At 73.6% G+C, this 22,995-nt stretch carries 17 protein-coding genes and 1 other RNA gene; 7 read left to right on the top strand and 11 right to left on the bottom strand.

Features of this window, described 5'->3' with window-relative positions:
- Positions 1-8 precede the first annotated feature (8 nt).
- Positions 9-755, bottom strand: a complete 747-nt coding sequence (locus QSK10_RS02765; RefSeq protein WP_285660974.1) for a sulfite exporter TauE/SafE family protein — start codon at positions 753-755, stop codon at positions 9-11.
- Between the two features lie 449 nt (positions 756-1,204).
- An RNA gene (rnpB, locus tag QSK10_RS02760) (RNase P RNA component class A) lies at positions 1,205-1,601 on the bottom strand.
- A 927-nt stretch (positions 1,602-2,528) separates the two neighbouring features.
- Between rnpB and QSK10_RS02755 the strand changes: the two genes are divergently transcribed.
- Positions 2,529-3,248, top strand: a complete 720-nt coding sequence (locus QSK10_RS02755) for a TVP38/TMEM64 family protein (protein WP_285660973.1) — start codon at positions 2,529-2,531, stop codon at positions 3,246-3,248.
- On the opposite strand, the gene QSK10_RS02750 is transcribed toward QSK10_RS02755, so the two are convergent.
- From QSK10_RS02750 to npdG, 5 genes are all read right to left on the bottom strand, one after another.
- Positions 3,199-7,422, bottom strand: coding sequence for a non-ribosomal peptide synthetase (locus tag QSK10_RS02750; RefSeq protein ID WP_285660972.1), 4,224 nt, complete (start codon positions 7,420-7,422; stop codon positions 3,199-3,201). The genes QSK10_RS02755 and QSK10_RS02750 overlap by 50 nt on opposite strands.
- Entirely contained in the window at positions 7,419-8,816 is a 1,398-nt protein-coding gene (locus tag QSK10_RS02745) for an AMP-binding protein (RefSeq protein ID WP_285660971.1), read from the bottom strand. The genes QSK10_RS02750 and QSK10_RS02745 overlap by 4 nt, the downstream gene beginning before the upstream one ends.
- Positions 8,806-9,039 (bottom strand): acyl carrier protein, encoded by a 234-nt coding sequence (locus tag QSK10_RS02740; protein ID WP_285660970.1) that lies wholly within the window; start codon positions 9,037-9,039, stop codon positions 8,806-8,808. Before QSK10_RS02740 ends, QSK10_RS02745 begins: the two co-directional genes overlap by 11 nt.
- A 66-nt stretch (positions 9,040-9,105) precedes the next feature.
- A complete protein-coding gene (locus QSK10_RS02735) occupies positions 9,106-9,843 on the bottom strand; it encodes a helical backbone metal receptor (RefSeq protein WP_285660969.1) in 738 nt (245 codons plus the stop codon).
- 13 nt (positions 9,844-9,856) lie between these two features.
- Entirely contained in the window at positions 9,857-10,549 is a 693-nt protein-coding gene (gene npdG, locus QSK10_RS02730) for an NADPH-dependent F420 reductase (RefSeq protein WP_285660968.1), read from the bottom strand.
- A gap of 130 nt (positions 10,550-10,679) precedes the next feature.
- On the opposite strand from npdG, the gene QSK10_RS02725 reads away from it, so the two are divergent.
- Positions 10,680-12,032 (top strand): glutamine synthetase family protein, encoded by a 1,353-nt coding sequence (locus QSK10_RS02725; protein ID WP_285660967.1) that lies wholly within the window; start codon positions 10,680-10,682, stop codon positions 12,030-12,032.
- Here QSK10_RS02725 and QSK10_RS02720 read toward each other — a convergent pair.
- A complete protein-coding gene (locus tag QSK10_RS02720) occupies positions 12,029-12,715 on the bottom strand; it encodes a MerR family DNA-binding transcriptional regulator (RefSeq protein ID WP_285660966.1) in 687 nt (228 codons plus the stop codon). The genes QSK10_RS02725 and QSK10_RS02720 overlap by 4 nt on opposite strands.
- Before the next feature lie 88 nt (positions 12,716-12,803).
- Here QSK10_RS02720 and QSK10_RS02715 point away from each other — a divergent pair, with 88 nt between their 5' ends.
- Entirely contained in the window at positions 12,804-13,928 is a 1,125-nt protein-coding gene (locus QSK10_RS02715) for an erythromycin esterase family protein (RefSeq protein ID WP_285660965.1), read from the top strand.
- On the opposite strand, the gene QSK10_RS02710 is transcribed toward QSK10_RS02715, so the two are convergent.
- Positions 13,925-14,194, bottom strand: a complete 270-nt coding sequence (locus QSK10_RS02710) for a helix-turn-helix domain-containing protein (protein ID WP_285660964.1) — start codon at positions 14,192-14,194, stop codon at positions 13,925-13,927. The two genes, QSK10_RS02715 and QSK10_RS02710, sit on opposite strands and share 4 nt — an antisense overlap.
- A gap of 65 nt (positions 14,195-14,259) precedes the next feature.
- Between QSK10_RS02710 and map the strand changes: the two genes are divergently transcribed.
- Complete coding sequence (gene map, locus QSK10_RS02705) at positions 14,260-15,024, top strand: type I methionyl aminopeptidase (protein ID WP_285660963.1); 765 nt, start codon at positions 14,260-14,262, stop codon at positions 15,022-15,024.
- On the opposite strand, the gene QSK10_RS02700 is transcribed toward map, so the two are convergent.
- Positions 15,014-15,952 carry a S66 peptidase family protein gene (locus QSK10_RS02700; protein ID WP_285660962.1) on the bottom strand — a complete coding sequence of 313 codons (939 nt, stop codon included), beginning with the start codon at positions 15,950-15,952 and terminating at the stop codon, positions 15,014-15,016. The genes map and QSK10_RS02700 overlap by 11 nt on opposite strands.
- Between QSK10_RS02700 and QSK10_RS02695 the strand changes: the two genes are divergently transcribed.
- A complete protein-coding gene (locus QSK10_RS02695; protein ID WP_285660961.1) occupies positions 15,951-16,721 on the top strand; it encodes a type 1 glutamine amidotransferase in 771 nt (256 codons plus the stop codon). The genes QSK10_RS02700 and QSK10_RS02695 overlap by 2 nt on opposite strands.
- A 2-nt stretch (positions 16,722-16,723) precedes the next feature.
- Positions 16,724-19,372 carry a bifunctional [glutamine synthetase] adenylyltransferase/[glutamine synthetase]-adenylyl-L-tyrosine phosphorylase gene (locus tag QSK10_RS02690; RefSeq protein WP_285660960.1) on the top strand — a complete coding sequence of 883 codons (2,649 nt, stop codon included), beginning with the start codon at positions 16,724-16,726 and terminating at the stop codon, positions 19,370-19,372.
- Here QSK10_RS02690 and QSK10_RS02685 read toward each other — a convergent pair.
- Positions 19,360-20,322, bottom strand: coding sequence for a hypothetical protein (locus QSK10_RS02685; RefSeq protein ID WP_285660959.1), 963 nt, complete (start codon positions 20,320-20,322; stop codon positions 19,360-19,362). The genes QSK10_RS02690 and QSK10_RS02685 overlap by 13 nt on opposite strands.
- 120 nt (positions 20,323-20,442) lie before the next feature.
- On the opposite strand from QSK10_RS02685, the gene QSK10_RS02680 reads away from it, so the two are divergent.
- Positions 20,443-22,992, top strand: coding sequence for a penicillin acylase family protein (locus tag QSK10_RS02680; RefSeq protein WP_285660958.1), 2,550 nt, complete (start codon positions 20,443-20,445; stop codon positions 22,990-22,992).
- Positions 22,993-22,995 lie beyond the last annotated feature (3 nt).

Genomic DNA, 22,995 nt, shown 5'->3' with positions numbered 1-22,995 from the left:
CGACCCGGTCAGCCGCGTATGAGCAAGTACACTCCGGCGCCCAGTCCCCATGCGACGATGACGACCCGCAGCACCGACGGCTTCAGCACCCGCGCCAGCTTCGACCCCACGAAACCACCGATGAGCGTCATGGGCGTCAGCAACAACACCGCGAACCAGTTCACCGGCCCGAACAGCGCGAACACCGCCACCGTCGTCAGCCCACTCGCCGCCGTGATCACGTTCTTCAGGGCGGTGATCCGCGTGAGACTCTCGGCCAGCACCAGCGACAACACCGCGATCGTGATGACCCCCAGCGCCGCCCCGAAGTACCCCCCGTAGAACGTCGCCGCCCCCACCAGCACATGCCCCAGCCAGACGGGAAGCTGCGCCGGATGCCCCACCATCTTCTGCACCCGCTTCTGAAACGCCAGCAGCAACGCCGCCCCGATCACCAGGTACGGCACCACCGCCTCGAAAGCCGACGCCGGCGTGACAAGGAGGAGGACGGACCCCGCCACCGTCCCCACGATCGCCGTCGGCACGAAAGCCCTGATCCGCGCCGCCTGCCCCGACAGGTCCTTCCGGGCACCGAAAATCGACGCCAGATACCCCGGCGACACCGCGATCGAGTTCGTCACGTTCGCCGGCACCGGCGCCAGCCCCGCCCCGAGCAACGCCGGATAGAGCAACAACGCCCCACCCCCCGCGATGGCATTGACCGTCCCCGCGAAAAGCCCCGCACCGAGCAGCAACAAGATCTGGTGGATCTCCACCCGGGCAGGCTACGCGGAGCGGCGAGAAGGGGAGCGGCAGGCTACGTGGAGCGGCGCGAAAGGTCGCGCGGCGAGAGAGGGGAGCGGGGCGAGAGGGCCAGGCTGTGCGGAAGGGAAGCAGGCTACGCGGAGGGGCGAGAGGGAGGCGACACGCTACGTAGAGCGGCGCGAAAGGTCGCGCGGCGAGAAAGGGAGCAGGTGCGAGAGGGGCGGCGAGGAGGCCTGCGGGGCGGGATGGCCAAGCCGCGAGGAAGGAAGGGGAGGCAAGCCACGTGGATAGGTGAGAAGAGAAGCACAGGCTGCAGGGGGAGACACAAACGGCCGCGTGAAGAAACACGAAAGGCCGCGCGCCACGGAGCAGTCTGCGCGGAGCGCCAGGACAGCCCGCGCGGAGCGCCAGGACGGCTCACGCGGAGCGCCAGGACAGCCCGCGCGGAGCGCAAAAACGGTGGACGAGCGGCCCGATACGCCGGGTTCTGTGACCGGATCGCGTCGCCGCTCACCGGTGACGGCCATCCATCTGGGCCCGCCGTCGCCGACGGGCTCGTGCGGTCCACCCGCGGACTCGGGCGGGCAGCCCTCGAACATCCGCGCAGGGCCCGAAGACCCCTTTTGACCTTGCTCCGGGTGGGGTTTACCAAGCCGTCCCGGTCACCCGGGACGCTGGTGGTCTCTTACACCACCGTTTCACCCTTACCGCGTCCCCAAAGAGCCGCGGCGGTCTGTTCTCTGTGGCACTTTCCCGCGGGTCACCCCGGGTTGCCGTTAGCAACCACCCTGCCCTATGGAGCCCGGACGTTCCTCGACAAGGGCGAAAACCCAAGCCGCGACCGTCTGGACCGCTCATCCACCGCAGACATCGTACCGGCCGAACGAAGAGAAGAAGAAGGAAGAGGAAGACAGGAAGAGGAGAGGGAGAAGGCCGAGCCGAAACAAGCGCGAGACGAAGGCAAGAGCCGGGCAAAACACGCCAGCGATGGGTGAAGCCCGCCCGAAGACAGGTCCGGGGACGATGTGTCGAGCCGGGTGCGATGCGTAGCAGGGTAGGGCTCTTGACCTGACCCGCAGCTTGCAAACCTGCCCGTCACGACAGACGAGGCCCTGCACAACCTTTCCTTCGAGAGCTGGATCTTTCGGCGTGCGGCCTGACGGGTGTTTGGAACGAGGGTTCTGGGGGTGTCAAGACATGTTCTTCCGTCTTGACACCCCCAGGTTCCTCGTTCACCGTCTGCGAGGCCGAACGACGGGAGATCCGCAGGCAGTAACCCGAACGATCAGGGTGGGGATGGAAGGGGACGCGGCAGGGGGAGGGGCGAGATGAGGCCGGTGCGGGCCGGGGTGGTGCGGGGGCGGCTGGAGCGAGGCTGAGGGCGGGGGAGTCGCTGCGGCGGGGCGCCGAGGGGTGAGGTGGCTCCGGGGGCCGGGCGTGGCTGGGGTGAGGTGCGCGGCCCGCAAGCCGAGAGGTGGCGGGGCGAGAGGTGGCGGGGCGGGAGGTGCGGCCGAGGGCCAACGGGGGTTGCGGGGACAGGTCAGGGGGAGGCGTGACGGGGTGGTGCGGGCCGGGGTGAGGCCGAGGGGCGGGGAGGGCGCCGGGGGAACCCGGGAGGCGGGCTGGCGGTGAGGGAGACGGCCCGCACGCCGAAAGACGGTGGGGCGAGTCGGTGGGGGGTGACGCTGAGGGGGGTGACGGTGGGGCGAGTCGGCGGCCAGCGACGGCGGCCCGCGACGGTGACACGAGACCGTGAGAAGACACCCCACGTACCATCGCCCCTAATGACCCGCCAAACCGTCCCCCTCCGCCGGACCCACCCCCTCCGCCGCTTCCTCACCCTCCTGGCCGCCCTCGCCGCCGTAGCCATCACCCTCGCCATCACCGGCCCCCCCGACACCTCCGCCCTCGCCACCGCCGCCGAGCGCGCCGGCAGCGTCGGCCCCCTCGTCGCGGTCCCCGCCTACGCCCTCGGCATCGTCCTGTGCGTCCCGCGCACGGTCCTTTCCTTCGCCTCGGGCCTCCTCTTCGGCTGGCTCCCCGGCTTCGGCTACGCCATGGCGGGCGCTCTCCTCGGCGCCTCGGCGGGCTTCGCCGTCGGCCGTCTGATGGGCCGCGAATACGTCGACGCGCGACTCGCCGCCTGGTCAGAACTCGAATCAGGCCAAAAGGGCCGCCTGGGCATCTGGGTGCGGCAAAAGCTCGCCCTCGCCGACGGCTGGCTGGCGAAGCGAGGTGTCATGGGCGTGTGGATCCTCCGCACGATCCCCATCGCGCATTACGGCGTCACGTCCTACGCGTGCGGGACGTCGGGTGTCCGCTATCGCCACTACTTCATCGGCACGCTGGTCGGTTCCATCCCGGGCGCGCTGGGTTACGCGGCGGTGGGTTCGAGCCTGGTGGACGCGGGGTCCATCCCGCTGATGCTGGGCGTGGCCGCCGCGACGACGCTGGTCAGCCTCGGGACGGCGGCGCTGATCCGGCGGCGTACCGCGACGCCGTGAAGTCGCGCGCGAAGGCGCGGGCGTCGACGGGAGGTGCGGGCACGGAGGGTTCGAAGGTGACCTCGTTCTCCAGGTGCGCCTCCATGCCGAGGAGCCCCAGGAGGGGGTAGGCGGGGTTGCCGGGGTCGGCTTCGACGGTCGCGCGCCAGCGGGACATCGGCACGGTCTCCAGCGCGAAACCCTCTGATCGCAGGGCGTCGGCGATGGCGGGGAGCGTGATCGCGCGTCCCATCGAGAGGTGGTGGACGCCGGTGCCGGTCAGCGACAGCTCCACCAGCGCCGAGGCCACGTGCGCGGCGGAGACCAGGTCGAAGCCCATCGGCACGCCGGGCACGAGCCCGGCGTGGACGCAGCCTTTGAGCAGCACCCACAGGAAGTCCCCGTCGGGCGCGTCGGGGCCGGTGATGCGGGTGGGCCGGTACACCGACACCGGCAGGCCGCGTTCGCGCGCGAAGCCGATGACGCGCTCGGCGGCCCACTTCGACTGGGCGTAGCCGTTGCGCAGGCCGGCGGAGTCGCCCGGCTCGTCCCCGGCGCGCACGGTCCCGGCCTCGGCGGGGAACACGCCCACCGTCGACACGTGATGGACGGGGACGGTCCGGTGGCGCGCGGCCAGGCGCAGGACCTCGGTGGTGCCGTCGACGTTCGCCGCGCGCAGGGACGCGTAGGAGGCGGTCAGGTTGACCGCCGCGCCCACGTGGTAGACGGCGTCCACGCTCGACGCGAGGCGGTCGAAGGCCTCCTCGGTGAGCCCGAGGCGGGGCGCGGCGAGGTCACCGGCGACGGCGATGACGCGTCCGGACCACTCCGCGCGCCACAGCCCGCGCCGCTCCAGCGCCGCGCGGACGCGCCCGGTCCCGCCCCGCACGAGGCAGTGGACCACCGCGCGGGTGCGGGTCAGCAGCTCGGCGAGGACCTGCGCGCCGAGGTACCCCGTCGCGCCGGTCAGCAGCACCGCCGCGGGATCGGCCTCGACGGTGATGACCTCGCGGGCGGCGACGATGTCGGCGGGCAGTTCCACCCGCAGTTCCGGGCTCGCCGTGGCGGAGCCGGTGAGCAGCGCCGCCAGGCGCGCGACGGTCGGCGCGGCGAAGACCTCGGCGAGCCCGAGGTGGACGCCCCACTCGTCGCGGACGCGCAGGAGCAGCCGCACGGCGGTCAGCGAGTCGCCGCCCAGGGCGAAGAAGTCGTCCTCGGCGCCGATGCCGCCGTCGCCGCCGAGCAGCTCGGCGAACAGCCCCGCCAGCCGCTCCTCCACCGGCCCGGACGGCGTGGCGGTGGCCGTATGAGCGCCCGGACGCGGCAGGGCCGCCCGGTCGACCTTCCCCGAGGGCGTCAGCGGGAACGCCTCGACCGGGATCAGCAGCGCGGGCACCAGGTGCGCGGGCAGGATCCGGCCGAGCGCGTCCCGGGCCTCGCGCGGCTTGAGGGGGGTGGTGCGGTGCGGGGGGAGGGCTGCGGAGCCGGGTTCACGGGCGTCCGCGACGGGCCGCTCGTGCACGTCCGCGGTGGTCGGCCCATGTACGTCGGCGATGCCCTGTCCACGTACCTCTACGACGCTCTGCCTATTTACGTCTGCGACGTAGTGCGCGACCAGCCTCCGGTCGCCGCCCTCGCCGTCCACGGTCACCACCGCGTCGGCGACGCCGGGCAGCGCCTTCACCGCCGACTCCACCTCGGCGACCTCCACCCGGTGCCCGCGGATCTTGACCTGCCCGTCGCGCCGGCCGAGGAACTCCAGGCGCCCGTCGGCGTCGAAGCGCGCCAGGTCGCCGGTCCGGTAGGTCCCGGTGAAGGCCTCGCCGAGGTAGCCGAGCCCGACCTGCGGGCCCGTCACCAGGATCTCGCCGGCCGAACCGAGCGGCACGGGCGCGCCCGAGGCGTCCACGACCTCCACTCGGGTCCCCGGCACCGCGCGCCCGATCGGCGGGCGTTCCGGCCACGCCGAGGGCGGTCCCTCCATCAGGTGCGCGGTGACGACGTGCGTCTCCGAGGGCCCGTACTGGTTGTCCAGGACCGCGCCCGGGTGCGCGGCGAAGAACGCCCGGATCGCGGGCGTGACGAACAGCTGCTCGCCCGCGCTGACCACCTCGCGCAGCGAGGGGCACGTCCGCCCGAAGGCCACGGCGTACTCGGCGAGCTGCTGCAGGGCCACGTAGGGCAGGAACAGCCGCCGGACGCCGCGCGCGCCGATCAGGTCGAGCAGGCGCCCGGGGTCGCGGCGCACGGGCTCGTCGACCAGCACGAGGGTTCCGCCGTCGGCCCACGTGCCGAACAGCTCCTGGAAGGACACGTCGAAGCTGATCGGCGCGAACTGCGCCGTCACGCCGCCGGGCGCGCCCGAGCGCGGCCCCTGCCAGTCCACGACGGCCCGCAGGGTCCGGTGCGGCACGAGGACGCCCTTGGGCAGGCCGGTGGAGCCGGAGGTGTAGACGAGGTAGGCCGCGTCGTCGCCCACGGCCGGGGCGTCGGCGCCGCCGCCCGCGGGCGCCAGGGGCAGGACGCTCACCGCGTCCGGCACCGGGAAGGACGCCTCGCCCAGCAGCGCCGTCGCGCCGCTGTCGCGCAGCATGTACTCCAGGCGCGCCGGGGGATAGGCCGGATCGAGCGGCACGACGCAGGCCCCGGCGCGCAGGACGCCCAGGATCGCCGCCGCCTGCTCCGGTGAGCGCGGCGCGTGCACCGCGACGCGCGCGTGGCCGCTGACCGCCCCGGCGACCGCCGCGGACATCGCGTCGAGCTCGGCGTAGGTGACCGTCCGCTCGTCGTGGACGATCGCCGCCCGCCGCGGGTGCGCGCGCATCGCGGAGAGGGCGGGTTCGTGCGCGGCGCCCGAGCTGCGCAGCGGCTCCCCGGTGCTCCAGGACTCGCGCAGCCCGGTCTCGCCGGGCGCCTCGGCGAGGATCTCGCCGAGCGGCGTCTCCGGCCGGGCCACCGCGTCGGCGAGCAGCGCGGCGAAGCGCTCGGCGAGGCGCCGTGCGGAACGGTCGTCGAAGATCTCGGCGGCGTACTCCCAGAGCACGCGCGCCTCGCCGCCCTCGGGGATGACGTGGCAGAACACGTCGAACTTCGCCGTCCCCGTGTGCGGGTACAGGCGCTCGGCGGTCAGCCCGGGCAGGGCGAGGCCGGGGGAGTCGGCGTCGTCGACGGTGAGCGCGACCTGGAACAGCGGGAAGCGCGAGCGCCCGCGCTCCCCGGCCAGCTCGCGCACGAGCTGCGAGCCGGGGATGTTCCGGTGGGCCATGACGGCGCGGACCCCGTCGCGGGTGGCGGCGGCGAACTCGCCGAAGGGGAGGGCGGGGTCGGCGTCCAGGCGCAGCGGCATGACGTCGGTGAGGCAGGCCATCATGTCCAGCAACGAGAGGTCGTCGCGGCGGGAGACGGGCATGCCGATGACGACGTCGCGGTGCCCGCCGACGCGCGCGAGCAGCGCCGAGAGGGCGGCGGCGTACACGGCGAAGGGCGTCACGCGCCGGGCGCGGCACAGCTCGCGCAGGCCGCGGACCGTCGCGGCGGGGACGCGGATCCCGGCACGCCGCCCGGCCGGGGACAGCGCCGCCGGACGCGGGTGGTCGAGCGGGAAGGAGCACTCGGCGGGGGCGTCCTTCATCGTCGCCGTCCAGTACGCGTGCGCCCCGGGGGCGGGACCGGCGGCGCGCTGGGCGGCGGCGTAGGCGCCGAACGCGGCGGGCTCGGGCAGCACCGGCGCGCGTCCCTCGACGGCGGCGGTGTACAGCTCGCCGAACTCCACGTCCAGCATCCGCAGGCCCCACCCGTCGACGACGGCGTGGTGGACGGCCACGGCGAGCACCGCGTCCTCCGGCCCGGCGTCGATCAGGGTGGCGCGCAGCAGCGGCGGCGCGTCCAGCGGCACCGGGACGCGCACGGCGGCGGTGACGGCGGCGTCGAGGTCCCCGGCGGCGTCCACGCGGAGCAGCGGGACCGGCGCGGGCGGCGTGATGCGCTGGCGGGGCCCCTCGGGGGTCATCTCCAGGCTCGCCCGCAGGGCCTCGTGGCGGGCGGCGACGCCGTCCAGCGCCGCCTGGACGGCGTCGGCGTCGAGGGGGCCGCGCAGCCGCCACGTCCACGACTCGACGTAGCGGGAGGTGCCGGGGGCGAACTGGTCGTTCAGCCAGATCGATTCCTGCTCGAAGGACATCGGGTACGAGCTCATGCGGCACCTCCGAGCAGCGCTTCGCGGTCGAGTTTTCCATTGGGGGTGCGCGGGAAGGCCGTCATCCGGTGAACCCGGGCCGGGACCAGGTAGCGCGGCAGGCGCTCGCCCAGCGCGCGGCGGAGCGCGCGCGGGTCGGCCTCGCCGAGGTAGAACAGCGCCAGGTGGGCGTAGCCGCCGTCGCCCGGCACGGGCACGACGGCGGCGTCCCGCACGCCGTCGAGGGCGCGCGCGGCGGCCTCCACCTCGCCGGGCTCGACGCGGTGCCCGGCGACCTTCACCTGCCGGTCGGCGCGGCCCGCGAAGTGCAGAACACCATCGGCGTCGAAGCGGCCGCGGTCGCCGGTGCGGTACATCCGCTCCCCGGCGTGGACGCCGAAGGCCGCCACGGTGAGGTCGGGCCGCCCCAGGTAGCCGATCGCCAGGCCGGTCCCGGTCACGCAGATCTCGCCGGTCTCCCCGGGCGCCACCGGCCGGTCGCCGTCCAGGAGCAGCACGCCCGTCTCCGGGACGGGCCGCCCGATCGGGACGTCCTCGCCCACGTCGGCGGGCGTGACGCGGTGGGCGGTGGTGTAGCCGGTGGCCTCCACGGGCCCGTAGCAGTGGATCAGCGCGATCCCGGGGTGGGCGTCCAGGAAGGCCCGGAACACCGCCGCCGAGGCCGTCTCGCCGCCGGTCATCAGCTGCCGCAGGCCCGTGAAGCACCCGGGGTCGGCGCCGGTGAACAGGTTGAACAGCGCGGTGGTCAGGAAGGCGGTGTCGGCGCCGGCCGCGATGGCCGCGCGCAGGTCGCCGGGCATCAGGTAGTCGGTGGCGGCGACGATCACGGTCCCGCCGCTGGTCAGCGGTCCCCACGTCTCGATGGAGTAGGCGTCCCAGGCCACCGGCGCGGCCTGGAGCATCCCGGTGGCGAAGTCGGCGTAGTCGCCGATGGTCAGCCGGGTGGTGCCCCGGTGCGGGGACACCACGCCCTTGGGCTCGCCGGTGCTGCCGGAGGTGAAGAACACCGACGCGGGCCGCGACGGGTCGACCTCGGGGCCGGTGAAGCCCGCCGGGGCGGCGTCCCAGTCCTCGCCGACGACGACCGGCGCGTCCAGCGAGGCGATGATCGCCTCCCGGCGCGGGGACGGCCACCGCCGGTCCAGCGCGGCGTAGGCCGCGCCGGTCTTCAGGACGCCGAGCAGCACGGCGATCAGCCGCGCGCCGCGCGGCAGCACCACGGGAACCACGCGGCCCGGACCCGCCCCGCGCGCCGCGAGCGCGGCGGCGTGCCCGCCGGAGGCCCGGTCCAGCTCGGCGTAGGTCAGCCGGGTGGCGCCGTCGATGACGGCGGGGGCGTTCGGCGTGCGGAGGGCGTGGCGGGTGAAGGCGGCGTGGATCGCCTCAGGACGCATCGGCGGCGGCGACCGCGGCGAGGAAGTCGGCGATGCGCTCGCCGTCGAAGAGGGCGTCGGGCTCGACCCGGCGGCCCAGTTCGGTCTGGACGCGCACGCAGATGCGCACGGCCTGGAGGGAGGTGCCGCCGAACTCGTAGAAGTCGTCTGCGGGGGTGACGGCCCCCGCGTTGAGAACGTCCTCGATGATCGCGATGACGGCGGCGTCCGTCTCTGCTGACACTGGAGTGCCTTCCTGGGGTGGGATGTCCCGGAAACTACCAGCCGTCGTGAATAGAGTTCACTTGATCTAGATCACAAGCGCGGCGGCCAGGACTTCTCGCGCCTCCACCAGCGAAGGCCCGTGCCAGGTCAGGTGCCGCCCGGACACCAGCGCGCACGGCACGCCCGGGAACGCCTCGGGCCCGTCCTGGGCGGTGAACGCGTAGGGCTCGTCGGGCAGCACGATCAGGTCCGGCCGCAGCGCGAGGATCTCCCCGGGGGTGGTCTTGGGGTAGGTCGCGCCCTCGAACACGTTGGTCACGCCCAGCCGCAGCAGCACGTCGGCGGCGAAGGTCCCGGCGCCCGCCACCATCCACGGTTTCCGCCAGATCGGGACGGCCGCGCGCCGGGTGGCGGGGACGGGCTCGCGCCACGCCTCGCGGGCCGCGGCGATCCACGCGGGTTCGGGCAGGTGGAGGGCGTGGGCGAACATGCGCGCGGCCGCGTCCAGGGCCTCCTCGACCGTCCTGGGCAGCGAGACCCAGACGGTGAGGCCCGCCGCGCGCAGCGCCTCGACGTCCTCGCGGCGGTTCTCCTCGGCGTTGGCCAGGACCACGTCGGGCCGCAGCGCCAGGATCTTCTCCAGTGCGGGGTACTTGCTGCCGCCGACGCGCGCGACGGCCAGGTCCGCCGGGTGCGTGCAGTAGTCGGTGGCGCCGACGAGCAGGCCGGTGGGCGCGACGGCCTCGGTCGTGGACGGCACCAGCGACACCACCCGGCGCGGCGGCCCGGCGGTGTAGGGCTCGCCGAGGTCGTCGCGGATCATCGGTGGGAGCCCGTCACAGGTCGGTGACCCGGATGCCGACGTGCGCCTTGTAGCGGCGGTTGACCGCGATGAGGTTGGCGGTGAGGGCCTCGACCTGCCCGGCGTTGCGCAGGCGCCCGGCGTAGACGCCGCGCATGCCGGTGATGCGCCCGGCGAGGGCCTGGACGAGGGCGGCGGCCTCGCGGTCGTCGCCGAGGACGAGGACGTCGGTGTCGAGGCTGTCGATCTCGGCGTCGGCGAGCGTGACGGCCGAGACGTGGTGGAAGGCGGCGGTCACGCGCGACGCGGGGAGCAGCAGCTCCGCCTGCTGCGCGGCGCTGCCCTCTGCGACGCGCAGGGGATGCGCGCCCTGCTTGTCGAAGCCGAGGGGGTTGACGCAGTCGACGACGACACGCCCGGCCAGCAGCGGGGCGAGTTCGCTCAGCAGCGCGGCGTGCCCGTCCCAGGGGACGGCGACGATGACGATGTCGGCCTCGCACGCGCCGGCGTTGCCGGCACCGGTCACGGGCTCGCCGGTGACGCCGGGGAGCGCGTTGACCGTCGCGGCGGTCTCGGCGGCGCGTTCGGCCGAGCGGGAGCCGATGCGGACGGGGTGGCCGGCGCGCGCCAGGCGGTAGGCCAGGCCGCGTCCCTGCGGGCCGGTGCCGCCGAGGATCCCGACGGTCAGGCCGGTCACGTCGGGTAGCGCCACATCATCGAAACCCATGGAAGCCATACTGGCAGGATCACGAGGTCACCGGCCAGCCGGTGTGATCCGTAACGTGCTGGAAACAGCCCCGGTGCAGACTGGCCTCCCGAAGACCAGGTGTCCCGGGATATCGAGGGAGGCGATTGCGGTGGACCGCCAGCAGGAGTTCGTCCTGCGCACGCTTGAGGAACGCGACATCCGTTTCGTGCGCCTGTGGTTCACCGACGTCCTGGGCACCCTGAAGTCGGTGAGCGTGGCCCCGGCGGAGCTGGAGGCGGCCTTCTCGGAGGGCATCGGCTTCGACGGCTCGGCCATCGAGGGCTTCGCGCGCGTCTACGAGTCGGACATGATCGCCATGCCCGATCCCACGACGTTCCAGGTGTTCCCCTTCGAGGGCGGCGCCACGGGTGAGAGCGCGCGCATGTTCTGCGACATCCTCAACCCCGACCGCTCGCCGTGCTGGGCCGATCCGCGGCACGTGCTGCGCCGGGCCCTGTCGAAGGCCGCCGAGCACGGCTTCACCTTCTACACGCATCCCGAGATCGAGTTCTTCCTGTTCGCCGACCTCCCCAAGGACGGTTCGGCGCCCACCCCCGTCGACGACGGCGGCTACTTCGATCACACCACCCACGCCGTGGCCCGCGACTTCCGCCGCCAGGCGGTGACCGCGCTGGAGCGCATCGGCATCTCGGTGGAGTTCAGCCACCACGAGGTCGCCCCCGGCCAGCAGGAGATCGACCTGCGCTACGCCGACGCGCTGGCCACCGCCGACAACATCATGACGTTCCGGCACGTGATCAAGGAGGTGGCGCTGTCCTCGGGCGTCCACGCGTCCTTCATGCCGAAGCCCTTCACCGACCAGCCCGGCAGTGGCATGCACACCCACCTGTCGCTGTTCGAGGGCGAACGCAACGCCTTCCACGACCCCGGCGACCCGATGAAGATGTCGAAGACCGGGAAGGCCTTCATCGCCGGGCTCCTGCGGCACGCCCGCGAGTACACCGCGATCACCAACCAGTGGGTCAACTCCTACAAGCGCCTCTTCCCCCAGCCGGTGCCCAACCGCACCACCGAGTCGCCCGCCTACGTCTGCTGGGGCCACGCCAACCGCTCGGCGCTGGTCCGCGTGCCCGCCTACGGCAAGCCCAACTCGGCGCGCGTGGAGCTGCGCTCGCTGGACTCGGCGTCCAACCCCTACCTCGCCTTCGCCGTCCTTCTCGGCGCCGGCCTGAAGGGCATCAGCGAGGGCTACGAGCTGCCCCCGGGCGCCGAGGACGACGTGTGGGCGCTGTCCGACCGCGAGCGCAAGGCCGCCGGATACGACGCCCTGCCGGGTGACCTGTCGGAGGCGATCGAGGTCATGTCGCACAGCGAGCTGGTGGCCGAGGTGCTGGGGGAGCAGGTCTTCGAGTTCTTCCTGAAGAACAAGAGCGCGGAGTCGGAGGAGTACCGGCGGCAGGTGACGGCCTATGAGCGGCGGATGTACCTGGGCGCCCTCTAGGGGCGTCCCGTCAGGCTGAGGTAGGCGTCCAGCAACCCCGCCGCCCGCAGCATCCCCCGTCCGCGCGCCGTCAGCCGCGCCTCCCAGTCGGCCAGCGCCGCCGAGAGTTTCGCCGTGCCCCCGGCCTCGCGGACCTGGGCGACCACCGCCGCGATGTCGGCGAGCGGGCGCGCGCCGCGGCGCAGCAGGTGGGCCAGTTCGGCGTCGCGGACGTCGGCGGGGGAGTAGACCCGCTGGCCGGAACGGTCGCGGGCGGGCGCGAGGATCCCGGCCGTCTCCCAGTTGCGCAGGCTCGCCGCGGTCACCCCGAGGCGGCGGGCCAGCTCGCCCACGCTCATCGGCCCGGGGACGGCGCCCGGCGCGGCGGTCAGGCCGCCGATCGCCTCGCGCACGGCGGCCAGGGTCGCCCGGTCGCGCCGGAGGAGCGCGTGGCCGGTGTCGACGGCGGTGAGGGCGGTGTCCAGGTCGCCGGAGTTGACGGCGGCCATGATCGCCCCGGCGGTGGCGTGCCCGTGGGCGGCGACGAGGGCGAGGAAGGCGCGCAGGGCGGCGGCGTGGTCCCCGGTGTAGACGCGGTAGCCGGAGGCGGTGCGCGCGGCGGGCGGGAGGAACCCGGCGGCCTCGTAATTGCGCACCGCCTGGGCCGAGAGCCCGTGGACGGCGGCCAGATCGGACGGCCTCATGCGATCCCGGTTTGAGACTTCGGATGATGTTCACGCGGTCAAGGCGCAGAAAGTCTCAACCGCTCTTTCAAAGTTACCATGAAGTGTCATGAACCGATCGATCAAGGACTTCGTGACGCCCACCCACCGCCTGCTCGCCCTCGGCGAGCCCACGCACCTGGAGCCCGCGTTCCCGTGGGTCCGCAACGACCTCTTCGCCGACGCGGTCTCCCTCGGCTTCCGCTCGATCGCGCTGGAGACCGACCGGGTGGCCGCCCTCGCCGTCGACGACTACGTCCAGGGCGGCGCGGGCGATCTGGACGAGGTGATGGCGGTGGGCTTCTCGCACGGCTTCGGCGCGCTGGAACCCAACCGGCACCTAGTGGCGTGGATGCGCGCGTACAACGAGGGACGCCCGCCGCGCGAGCGCCTGTCCTTCCACGGCGTGGACGCCTCCACCGAGCCGCTGCACGCGCCCAGCCCGCGCGCCTACCTGGAGGCCGCCCGCGACCATCTGGGCCGCGAGCTGGACCTGGCGTCCCTCGCGGGCGACGACGAGCTGTGGGGCCGCGCGGAGGCGGTCCTGGACCACGCGATGTCGCCGGGCGCGACGCCGGGGGCCGGGCGGCTGCGGCTGCTGGCCGACGACCTGGTGACCGCCCTGCATGACGCCGTCCCGGCCGCCCGCGACCGGCGGGCGTGGCTGGCGGCCCGCACGCGCCTTCAGGCCGGTATCGCGCTGCTGCGCTACCACCGCCACGCCGCCGAGCCCGGCGACATGGGCGAGCGGCAGGGACGGCTGCTGGGCGCGCGGGACGTCATCATCGCCGAGAACATCCTCGACATCCGGGCCATCGAGGGCGCCAGGGGCCCGACGATGCTGTTCGCGGCCAACGCCCATCTCCAGCGCGATCGCTGCCGCTGGAGCGGCCACGGCATCACCTCGGAGTGGACCAGCGCGGGCGCGATCGTCGCGGCGGTGGTGGGGGAGGAGTACGCGTTCATCGCCGGCGCGCTCGGCCGCAGTGAGGCCAAGGGGCTCGCCGCGCCCGCGCCGGGCACCTTCGAGGCCGCTCTCGGCGAGGGCGCGTGGGGCCTGTTCGAGCCGGACGGCCTCACCGGTGAGGCGCGGGCCGACCACGTGCCCGGGCAGGGCTACTTCCCGCTCGACCGCGAGACCCTCGACGGCTGCGACGGGGTCCTCTACATCCCCGACGCCTCGGCGGTGGGCTAGGCGGCGCGCTGCCCGGCGGTCTCGGCCCGGTTGATCTCGGCCCACACCACGTCCAGGGACAGGCCGAGGACGTCGGCGATCGCGGCGATGGTGGCGAAGGCGGGCGTGGCCACCCGGCCCGACTCGATCTTGCGGAGGGTCTCCGGCGAGACGCGTGCCGCCAGCGCGGTGGCGAGCATCGAGCGCTCGCCCCGGGCGCGGCGCAGTAGCGCACCGAGGCGCTGCCCGCGCTCGACCTCGGCGGGGGTGAGCGGCAACCTGACCATCACCCGATTCTAATACCGGGATAGTATTACCGGGATAGTTATTGGAGATGCGTGAAGGACGGCCCATGATCGAGATCCTGAACCCCGCCCAGCTCGCCCGGGCCCGGGAGACCGGAGCCCTGGTCGCGGGCATCCTGCAAGGCCTCAAGGACCGCGTCACCGTCGGCACCAACCTCCTGGACGTCGACCGCTGGACCAAGACCATGATCGCCGAGGCCGGGGCGACGTCCTGCTACGTCGACTACGCCCCGTCCTTCGGGCAGGGCCCCTTCGGGCACTACATCTGCACCTCGGTCAACGACGCCGTCCTCCACGGCCGCCCCCACGACTACCGGATCGCCGACGGGGACCTGGTGTCGCTGGACCTGGCCGTCATCCTGGGCGGCGTCGCCGCCGACGCCGCCATCAGCTTCGTCGTCGGTGAGCGGCGGGACCCGGAGAGCCTCGCGCTGATCGAGGTCACCGAACACGCGCTGGCCGCCGCGATCGCCGCCGCCCGCCCCGGGGCGCGCATCGGCGACCTGTCCCACGCCATCGGCACCGTCCTCGGCGAGGCCGGATACCGGGTCAACACCGACTACGGCGGCCACGGCATCGGCTCGACCATGCACCAGGACCCGCACATCCCCAACACCGGCCGCCCCGGCCGCGGCTTCACGCTGCGCCCCGGGCTGCTGCTGGCCCTGGAGCCGTGGGTCATGGCCGACACCGCCCGCCTCGTCACCGACGCCGACGGCTGGACCCTGCGCAGCGCCACCGGCTGCCGCACCGCCCACACCGAGCACACCATCGCCGTCACCGACGACGGCGCCGAGATCCTCACCGCCTGACCGCGGCCTCCACCGTCAAGGTCCCCGCCACGGGATCGACCGTCGCCGTCGTGCCGTAGGGCACGGTCTCCTGCCGGACGCCGTGCCCGATCGGCAGGCCCCCGACCACCGGCACCCCCAGCCCCGACAGGGCCTCGCCGACCACGTCCACGACGTCGACGTCCCACTCGTCGGCGCAGTCGGTGAAGTTGCCCAGCGCCACCCCGGCGAGCCCGTCGAGGGCGCCCGCCCGGCGCAGCTGCGTCAGCGCGCGGTCCACCCGGTAGGGGTCCTCGTTGATCTCCTCGATCAGCAGGATCGCCCCCGCGTAATCCAGCGCCGTGCGCGTGCCCACGGCGTCCACGATCAGCGACAGGTTCCCGCCCAGCAGCGGGCCCGTCGCGCTCGCCGAACCCGAGGTGAGGCGGCCCGTCGGCTCGTATTCGGCCGTCCTCACCACCACCGGGTCATCGGTGAACAGCGCCGCCCGCAGCGACTCCGCGACCGGCCCGCCGGCGTCCTCGGGAGTGTGGAACGACGCCAGCACCGGCCCGTGGACGCCCGCCACCCCCGCCCGCCCGAACCCGGCCATGTGCAGCGCGGTGATGTCGGAGTACCCCACCACCGGCTTCGGGTCGGCCCGCAAGGCCGCCCAGTCCACGCCGTCGATGATCCGGGTCACTCCGTACCCGCCGCGCGCGCAGAACACCGCCCGCACCGACGGGTCCCGCAAAGCCGCGTCGAACTCGGCCAGCCGCGCCGCGTCGGTACCCGCCAGATACCCGTGCCGCTCGTACACACTGGGCGTGACCTGCGCGTCCAGCCCCCACGACGCCAGCAGCGCCAGCCCGTCGGCCAGCCGCTCCGGCTGCGGCGGACCCGACGGCGTCACCACCCGCACCACATCACCGGGACGAAGCGCGAGCGGGCGAGTGACGGTGGACTCCATGAGCCGAAAAGATACGCTCGGCGGCATGGGTGGTGACACGCGATACGCGCTGGTGGTCGAGAACGACCCGACCTGCGACCTCTGCCTCCTCGGCGGATGGCTCAAGGACTCCGGGCTCGCGCTCCAGGTGATCCGGCCCCACGCGGGCGACACCGTCCCCGACAGCCTCGACGCGCAGGCCCTCATCGTCCTCGGCGGACGCCAGCACGCCTACCCCGACCGCGAGGGCAACCGCGACGCGGCATGGCTCCCCGCACTCGACACCCTCCTGCGCGACGCCGTCGCCGCCCGCGTCCCCACCCTCGGCCTCGGCCTCGGCTCGCAGCTCCTCGCGCAGGCCCTCGGCGGCCGCGTCGGCCCCGCCGACGCCCCGGTCAACGGCCCCCGCCTCCTCACCCGCCGCGACGCCGCCGAGTACGACCCCCTCTTCGCCGCCGCGCCCATGGCCCTCGACGTCGTCCTCTCCCGCACCGACGAGATCAGCGCCCTCCCACCCGGCGCGACCCTCCTGGCCGCCTCCCCCTACGGCGCCATCGAGGCCTTCCGCGTCGGCACCGCCGCCTGGGGCATGCAGTTCCACATCGAATGCGACACCGCCATGCTCAACCGGTGGGTCGCCGGGACCGGCCTCGACCCCGTCGCCGCCGCCCGCGCCGTCACCGTCCTCGACGACGTCGCCGAGACCTGGAAACCCATCGCCGAGCGCTTCGCCACCCTCGCCCTCGGCCGCACCGGCGCCGGAACACCGCTCCCCATTCTGGAGAGCTAGCGATGGACGCGGTGGACGAGCGACTGGCCCGCCTCACCGAGGCCGACCCCGCCCTGTCCCGCGCGCTCGCCGACCACCGCGTCGTCGAGCGCCTCAACGCCGTCCTCACCGCCTCGCCCGCCCTCGCCGACCACCTCCTCGTCCACCCCGGGCAGTGGCGCGCCCTCACCGAAGAGACCCACCCCGAGGCCATCGCCGCCGCCCGCGACCGCGACGAACTCCGCCTCGCCTACCGCCAAGGGCTCCTGCACGTCGCCGCCCGCGACCTCACCGGCGACTGGGACTACCCCCGCGTCGCCCAGGGCCTGTCCGACCTCGCCGACCTCACCCTCCGCGCCGGACTGCGCCTGGCCGACCCCGCACCCGGCGACCACCGCCTCGCGGTGATCGCCATGGGCAAACTCGGCGGCCGCGAACTCAACTACGTCAGCGACGTCGACGTCGTCTTCGCCGCCGAAGGCGACCTCGACGCCGCCGCCCGCGCCGCCGCCCGCATGATGGAGATCTGCGGCCACGCCGCCTGGCCCGTCGACGCCGGGCTGCGCCCCGAAGGCGCCCAGGGCCCCCTCGTGCGCACCCTCGCCGCCCACCTCGCCTACTACAAGCGGTGGGCCCGCACCTGGGAGTTCCAGGCCCTCATCAAGGCCCGCCCCGTCGCCGGAGACGACGGCCTCGGCCGCGAATGGCTCGACGCCCTCACCCCCCTGGTGTGGACCGCCGCCGACCGCGGCGAAGTCGTCGACGAGGTCCGCGCCATGCGCCGCCGCGTCGAGGCCCACCTCCCCAAGGCCGACGCCGAGAAGGAGATCAAACTCGGCCGCGGCGGCCTGCGCGACATCGAGTTCGCCGTCCAGCTCCTCCAGCTCGTCCACGGCCGCAGCGACCCCGCCCTGCGCTCGGCCACCACCCTCACCGCCCTCGAAGCCCTCACCGGCGGCGGCTACCTCGGCCGCGACGACGGCGCCCTCCTCGCCGAGGCCTACGCCTGGCTGCGCACCGTCGAACACCGCATCCAGCTCCACCGCCTCCGCCGCACCCACCGCATCCCCGACGACCCCACCGACCTCGGCCGCCTCGCCCGCCTCCTCGGCCACCGCAACGGCGAGGAGTTCCTCGACCACTGGCGCCGCTACGCCCGCGAGGTCCGCCGCCTCCACGAGAAACTCTTCTACCGGCCCCTCCTCGAAGCCGTCGCCAAAGTCCCCACCGGCGACCTGCGCCTCACCCCCAAGGCCGCCCGCGAACGCCTCACCGTCCTCGGCTACGCCGACCCCGCCGGCGCCCTCCGCCACATCTCCGCCCTCACCGACGGCGTCGGCCGCACCTCCCTCATCCAGCGGCAGCTCCTCCCCGTCCTGCTCGGCGAGTTCGCCGACGCCCCTGAACCCGACCGCGGCCTGCTCGCCTACCGCCAGATCTCCGACGCCCTCGGCCGCACCCCCTGGTACCTCGGCCTCATGCGCGACGGCGGGCCCATCGCCCAGCGCCTCGCCGGGCTCCTGGGCACCTCCCGCTACGTCACCGACCTCCTCTCCCGCGACCCCGCCGCCCTGCGCATGCTCGCCGACGACCGCGAACTCGCCCCCCGCGACCGCGACGTCCTCGCCGACGGGATGCGCGCCGCCGCCGCCCGCCACGACGACCCCGCCACCGCCGTCGCCGCCGTCCGCGCCATGCGCCGCCGCGAACTCCTCCGCGTGGCCAGCGCCGACCTCCTCGGCCACCTCACCCTCGACCAGACAGGCGCGGCCCTCACCGCCGTCACCGACGCCGTCCTCGCCGCCGCCCTCACCATCGTCGACCCCGACGGGCGCCTCGCCGTCATCGGCATGGGACGCCTCGGCGGCGCCGAAACCGCCTACGGCTCCGACGCCGACGTCCTCTTCGTCTGCGCCGACGGCGACGAGACCGCCGCCGCCGAACGCGCCGAACGCCTCCGCGCCCTCCTCTCCGCCCCCGCGCCCGACCCGCCCCTCGGCGTCGACGCCGACCTGCGCCCCGAAGGCCGCCAGGGCCCCCTCGTCCGCTCCCTGAGCGCCTACCGCGCCTACTACGGCCGCTGGTCCCGCGTCTGGGAGGCCCAGGCCCTCCTGCGCGCCCGCTTCGTGGCCGGCAACCCCGAACTCGGCGCGGGCTTCACCGCGCTCGCCGACACCGTCCGCTACCCCGCCGGCGGGCTCACCGCCGCGCAGCTCACCGAGATCCGCCGCCTCAAGGTCCGCGTCGACACCGAGCGTCTGCCGCGCGGCGCCGACCCGACCACCCACACCAAGCTCGGCCGGGGCGGGCTCTCCGACGTCGAGTGGAGCGTCCAGCTCCTCCAGCTGCGCCACGGCCACGACACCCCCGGGCTGCGGACGCCCGCCACGCTCCCGGCGCTCTCGGCCGCCGCCGACGCCCGGCTCATCGCCCCCGGCGACGCCGAGGCCCTCGGCCGCGCCTGGCGGCTGGTCTCTCGCGTCCGCAACGCCCTCGTGCTGACCAAGGGGAAGGCCACCGACCAGCTGCCGAAGCAGGGGGTGGCCCTCGCGGGTGTCACGCGCGCCCTCGGCCGTCCCAACGATGAGGAGCCCGGAGCGTTCCTCGACGAGTACCTGCGCCTCACCCGCCAGGCGCACGGCGTGTCCGAGACGGTCCTCTACGAGACCTGATCTCCTGAAGCCGATTTCAGGCTCGCGGCGGCGTGCGCGACCAGGAGGGTGAAGCCCGCCAGGATCCCGACGGTGAAGCGGCCCAGGGCCTCGAAGCTGGTCAGATCGGGCGAATACCGGACACCGATGCCGGTGTCGCTGGCCAGCAGCACCACCAGGGTCCACATGCCCCACCCGAACATCGCCCCCGAGCCCAGCCACAGCGCCACCGTCGCCGTCCAGCGCCGACGTCCGCGCAGGTGACCGCCGGTGGCCAGCAGCCCGTAGGCGGCCACCGCGAACACCGCCGCGACCGCCACCTCCGCCGCGCGCACCGGCACCCCGAACGTGGCCACGTGATCGGCGCTGATCCCCCAGGTGGAACCGGCCGCGAGGGACAGGTGGAACAGCGCCAGCAGGCCCGTGACCACCGCCAGGATCAGCGACACCGGACGCAGCAGCGCCCGCAGGGGAGAGGCGTCGTCGGTGCGCCCGGTGAACGCCCCGGCCCACCGCTCCCGCGCGTACAGCGCGAAAGCCGTGACCAGCGCGACCCCCTGGAGGCAGAAACCGGCGTAGACCACCAGGTAGACCCACGAGTGCACGGCCGTGTCGGCCTTGCCCGAGGCCACCGCCTCGCCACTGAGCACCGACGCCGCCAGCTGCGTCGGAACCTGCACCAGCAGCTGTCCCAGCAGGCCGGTGCCGACCCAGATCGGGAAGACCGGCAGCCAGGCGGGTGCGCGCAGCCCGCGCCGGAAGAAGAACACCCCGGCCAGCAGGAACGCCACCGCGTCCATGCCCGCCGTGAACCCGTTCAGCGCGGTCAGCTGCGCCGAATCGGCCAGGTCCCCCAGACCCAGGCGGCCACCGGCCAGCCAGGAGATCTTCAGGGACAGATACGGGAGCGTGCCCGCCGCCAGCGTCACCGCGGCGGCGCGACGCACGATTGTCGTTGCCTTCGCGTCCATGCCACCACGGTCGTCCGCGCGAAGCCGATGCGCCCGACCCCCCGGCGGGATCCGTCTCCCCCGAGCGGGGGATCAATGCCCCAGGGACGCCCCAGAGACGCCTACTGGGAAGATGGCCCGATGGATCGCGCTCGCTTCCTCCGTCTTTTGCGCCGCATCGGGTTCTGGACCCTGGCGGTGGTGACCGTGCTGCTCCTGGTGGTGTCCCTCGGATTCGCCTGGATCGTGCGGCGCTCGTTCCCGACGGTGGACGGTGAGCTGCAGGTCAAGGGCATGTCCGGGAAGGTCGACGTGTGGCGTGACGAGCGGGGCATCCCGCAGATCTACGCCGACACCGCCACCGACCTGTTCCGGGCCGAGGGCTTCGTGCACGCCCAGGACCGCTTCTGGGAGATGGACTTCCGCCGGCACATCACCTCCGGGCGCCTCTCGGAGATGTTCGGCGAGTCGCAGGTCGCCACCGACTCGGCGGTGCGGGCGATGGGCTGGCGCAAGGTCGCCGAGCAGGAGTGGGAGATCCTCGACGCCACCACGAAGTCCTACTTCACCGCCTACGCCGAGGGCGTCAACGCCTACCTGGAGCAGAACTCCGCCGGGAAGGTCAGCCTGGAGTACACCGTGCTGGGCCTGTCGAACCCCGACTACGAGATCGAGCCGTGGTCCCCGATCGACTCCCTGGCCTGGCTGAAGGCGATGGCCTGGGACCTGCGCGGCAACCTCACCGACGAACTCGGCCGCGCCACGCTCGCCTCGGCGGGCCTGACGCCCAAGCAGATCGCGCAGCTCTACCCCCGCTACCCCGGCGACCGGCACAACCCGATCGTCGGCGGCGGCGAGGTCGAGAAGGGGGTGTTCACCCCCGGCGACAAGAAGAAGGACGACAAGGGCGGCGCCGGTGGCGGCGGCGGTGAGGGCGACGGAGCCGCGCTCCAGCGCGCCCAGGGCGCCTTCGACGCCGTCTCCAAGGTCACCGGTCCCGCCATCGACGGCGTCGGCTCCAACTCCTGGGTGATCTCCGGCAAGCGCACCGAGACGGGCCTGCCGATCCTGGCCAACGACCCGCACCTGTCCCCGGCGATGCCCTCGGTCTGGTACCAGGTGGGCCTGCGCTGCCGCACGGTCGGTCCCGAGTGCCCATACCAGGTCACCGGCTTCACCTTCTCCGGCGTGCCCGGCGTCATCATCGGCCACAACGCGTCCATCGCGTGGGGCTTCACCAACCTCGGCCCCGACGTCACCGACCTCTACGTCGAGCGCGTCGACGGCGACAAGTACCTCGTCGACGGCAACTGGCTGCCGGTGGAGAGCCGCCAGGAGACCATCAAGGTCGCCGGCAAGGACCCGGTGAACATCACCGTGCGGACCACCAAGCACGGGCCGATCATGTCCGACTTCGGCGACACCTACACCGGCCTGGCCGAGAAACCGCCCACACCCGAGATCGACGGCCCCGGCCAGTACGCGGTCTCCCTGCGCTGGACGGCCCTCGACCCCGGCAAGACCGCCGAGGCGATCTTCGCGCTGAACAAGGCGAACAACTGGCCGGAGTTCAAGGCCGCCGCCTCCCGCTTCGAGGTGCCCGCGCAGAACATGATCTACGCCGACACCTCCGGCAACATCGGCTACCAGGCGCCCGGCCGCATCCCGATCCGCGGGACCGGCGACGGCACCTGGCCCTCCCCGGGCTGGGACTCCGGCTACGACTGGACCGGTTACATCCCGGCCCCCGAACTGCCCTTCGTCGTCAACCCCGACGACGGGTTCATCGTCACCGCCAACAACGAGGTCATCGGCGAGGAGTACCCCTACCTCCTCACCGAGGACTGGGCCTACGGGTACCGCAGCCAGCGGATCCGCTACATGATCGAGGCCAGCGAGAAGCTGCTCACCATCGACGACATCCGGCAGATGCAGATGGACGGCCGCAACGGCGGCGCCGTCCCCGTCGTCCCGAAGCTGCTGGCGATACCCACCGACGGCAAGGTGAAACCGGCCCAGGACCTCCTGCGCGACTGGGACCTGCAGTCCGACCGCGACTCGGCGGCCACCGCCTTCTACAACGCCACCTGGCGGCACCTGCTCATCGACACCTTCGACGAACTGCCCCAGGACCTGGCACCCGGCGGCGGCGAGCGCTGGTACGAGGTCGTCGGCACCATCATCGACGAGCCCGACTCGCCGTGGTGGGACGTCAAGGCCACCCCCGAGAAGGAGGACCGCGACGCGATCCTCAAGCGCGCCATGGCCGAGGCCGTCGACGAGCTCACCCAGAAGCTCGGCCCCGAGCCCACCGAATGGCGCTGGGACGAGCTGCACACCCTGACCCTGCGCAACCAGAGCCTGGGCACCTCCGGGATCGGGTTCGTGGAGTGGCTGTTCAACGAGCCCCCGGTCGGGGTGTCCGGCGGCGACGGCATCGTCAACGCCACCGGCTGGGACGCCTCCGAGGGCTACGAGGTCGACGCGGTCCCGTCGATGCGGATGGTGGTGGACCTGGCCAACTGGGACGGCTCGTGGTGGGTGAACCTCACCGGGCAGTCCGGGCACGCCTTCTCCGCGCACTACGACGACCAGGTGCAGATGTGGCGCACGGGCGCCCTCACGCCGATGCGCTGGTCGGACCGCGACATCGAGGTGACCACCCGCGACCGGCTGACCCTCGTCCCCTGATCC

Origin of the sequence: Actinorhabdospora filicis (genome assembly GCF_030269765.1) — a bacterium.
Taxonomy (GTDB): Bacteria; Actinomycetota; Actinomycetes; order Mycobacteriales; family Micromonosporaceae; genus Actinorhabdospora; species Actinorhabdospora filicis.
This window is presented reverse-complemented; position numbering and strand designations above follow the sequence as displayed.

What these genes read in the sequence shown, in the direction of transcription:
- QSK10_RS02755 (WP_285660973.1), top strand. Translation starts at nt 2,529, where the DNA reads ATGACCCGCCAAACCGTCCCCCTCCGCCGGACCCACCCCCTCCGCCGC.
- QSK10_RS02750 (WP_285660972.1), bottom strand. Translation starts at nt 7,422, where the DNA reads ATGAGCTCGTACCCGATGTCCTTCGAGCAGGAATCGATCTGGCTGAAC.
- QSK10_RS02745 (WP_285660971.1), bottom strand. Translation starts at nt 8,816, where the DNA reads ATGCGTCCTGAGGCGATCCACGCCGCCTTCACCCGCCACGCCCTCCGC.
- QSK10_RS02735 (WP_285660969.1), bottom strand. Translation starts at nt 9,843, where the DNA reads ATGATCCGCGACGACCTCGGCGAGCCCTACACCGCCGGGCCGCCGCGC.
- npdG (WP_285660968.1), bottom strand. Translation starts at nt 10,549, where the DNA reads ATGGGTTTCGATGATGTGGCGCTACCCGACGTGACCGGCCTGACCGTC.
- QSK10_RS02720 (WP_285660966.1), bottom strand. Translation starts at nt 12,715, where the DNA reads ATGAGGCCGTCCGATCTGGCCGCCGTCCACGGGCTCTCGGCCCAGGCG.
- QSK10_RS02715 (WP_285660965.1), top strand. Translation starts at nt 12,804, where the DNA reads ATGAACCGATCGATCAAGGACTTCGTGACGCCCACCCACCGCCTGCTC.
- QSK10_RS02710 (WP_285660964.1), bottom strand. Translation starts at nt 14,194, where the DNA reads ATGGTCAGGTTGCCGCTCACCCCCGCCGAGGTCGAGCGCGGGCAGCGC.
- map (WP_285660963.1), top strand. Translation starts at nt 14,260, where the DNA reads ATGATCGAGATCCTGAACCCCGCCCAGCTCGCCCGGGCCCGGGAGACC.
- QSK10_RS02695 (WP_285660961.1), top strand. Translation starts at nt 15,951, where the DNA reads ATGAGCCGAAAAGATACGCTCGGCGGCATGGGTGGTGACACGCGATAC.
- QSK10_RS02700 (WP_285660962.1), bottom strand. Translation starts at nt 15,952, where the DNA reads ATGGAGTCCACCGTCACTCGCCCGCTCGCGCTTCGTCCCGGTGATGTG.
- QSK10_RS02690 (WP_285660960.1), top strand. Translation starts at nt 16,724, where the DNA reads ATGGACGCGGTGGACGAGCGACTGGCCCGCCTCACCGAGGCCGACCCC.
- QSK10_RS02685 (WP_285660959.1), bottom strand. Translation starts at nt 20,322, where the DNA reads ATGGACGCGAAGGCAACGACAATCGTGCGTCGCGCCGCCGCGGTGACG.
- QSK10_RS02680 (WP_285660958.1), top strand. Translation starts at nt 20,443, where the DNA reads ATGGATCGCGCTCGCTTCCTCCGTCTTTTGCGCCGCATCGGGTTCTGG.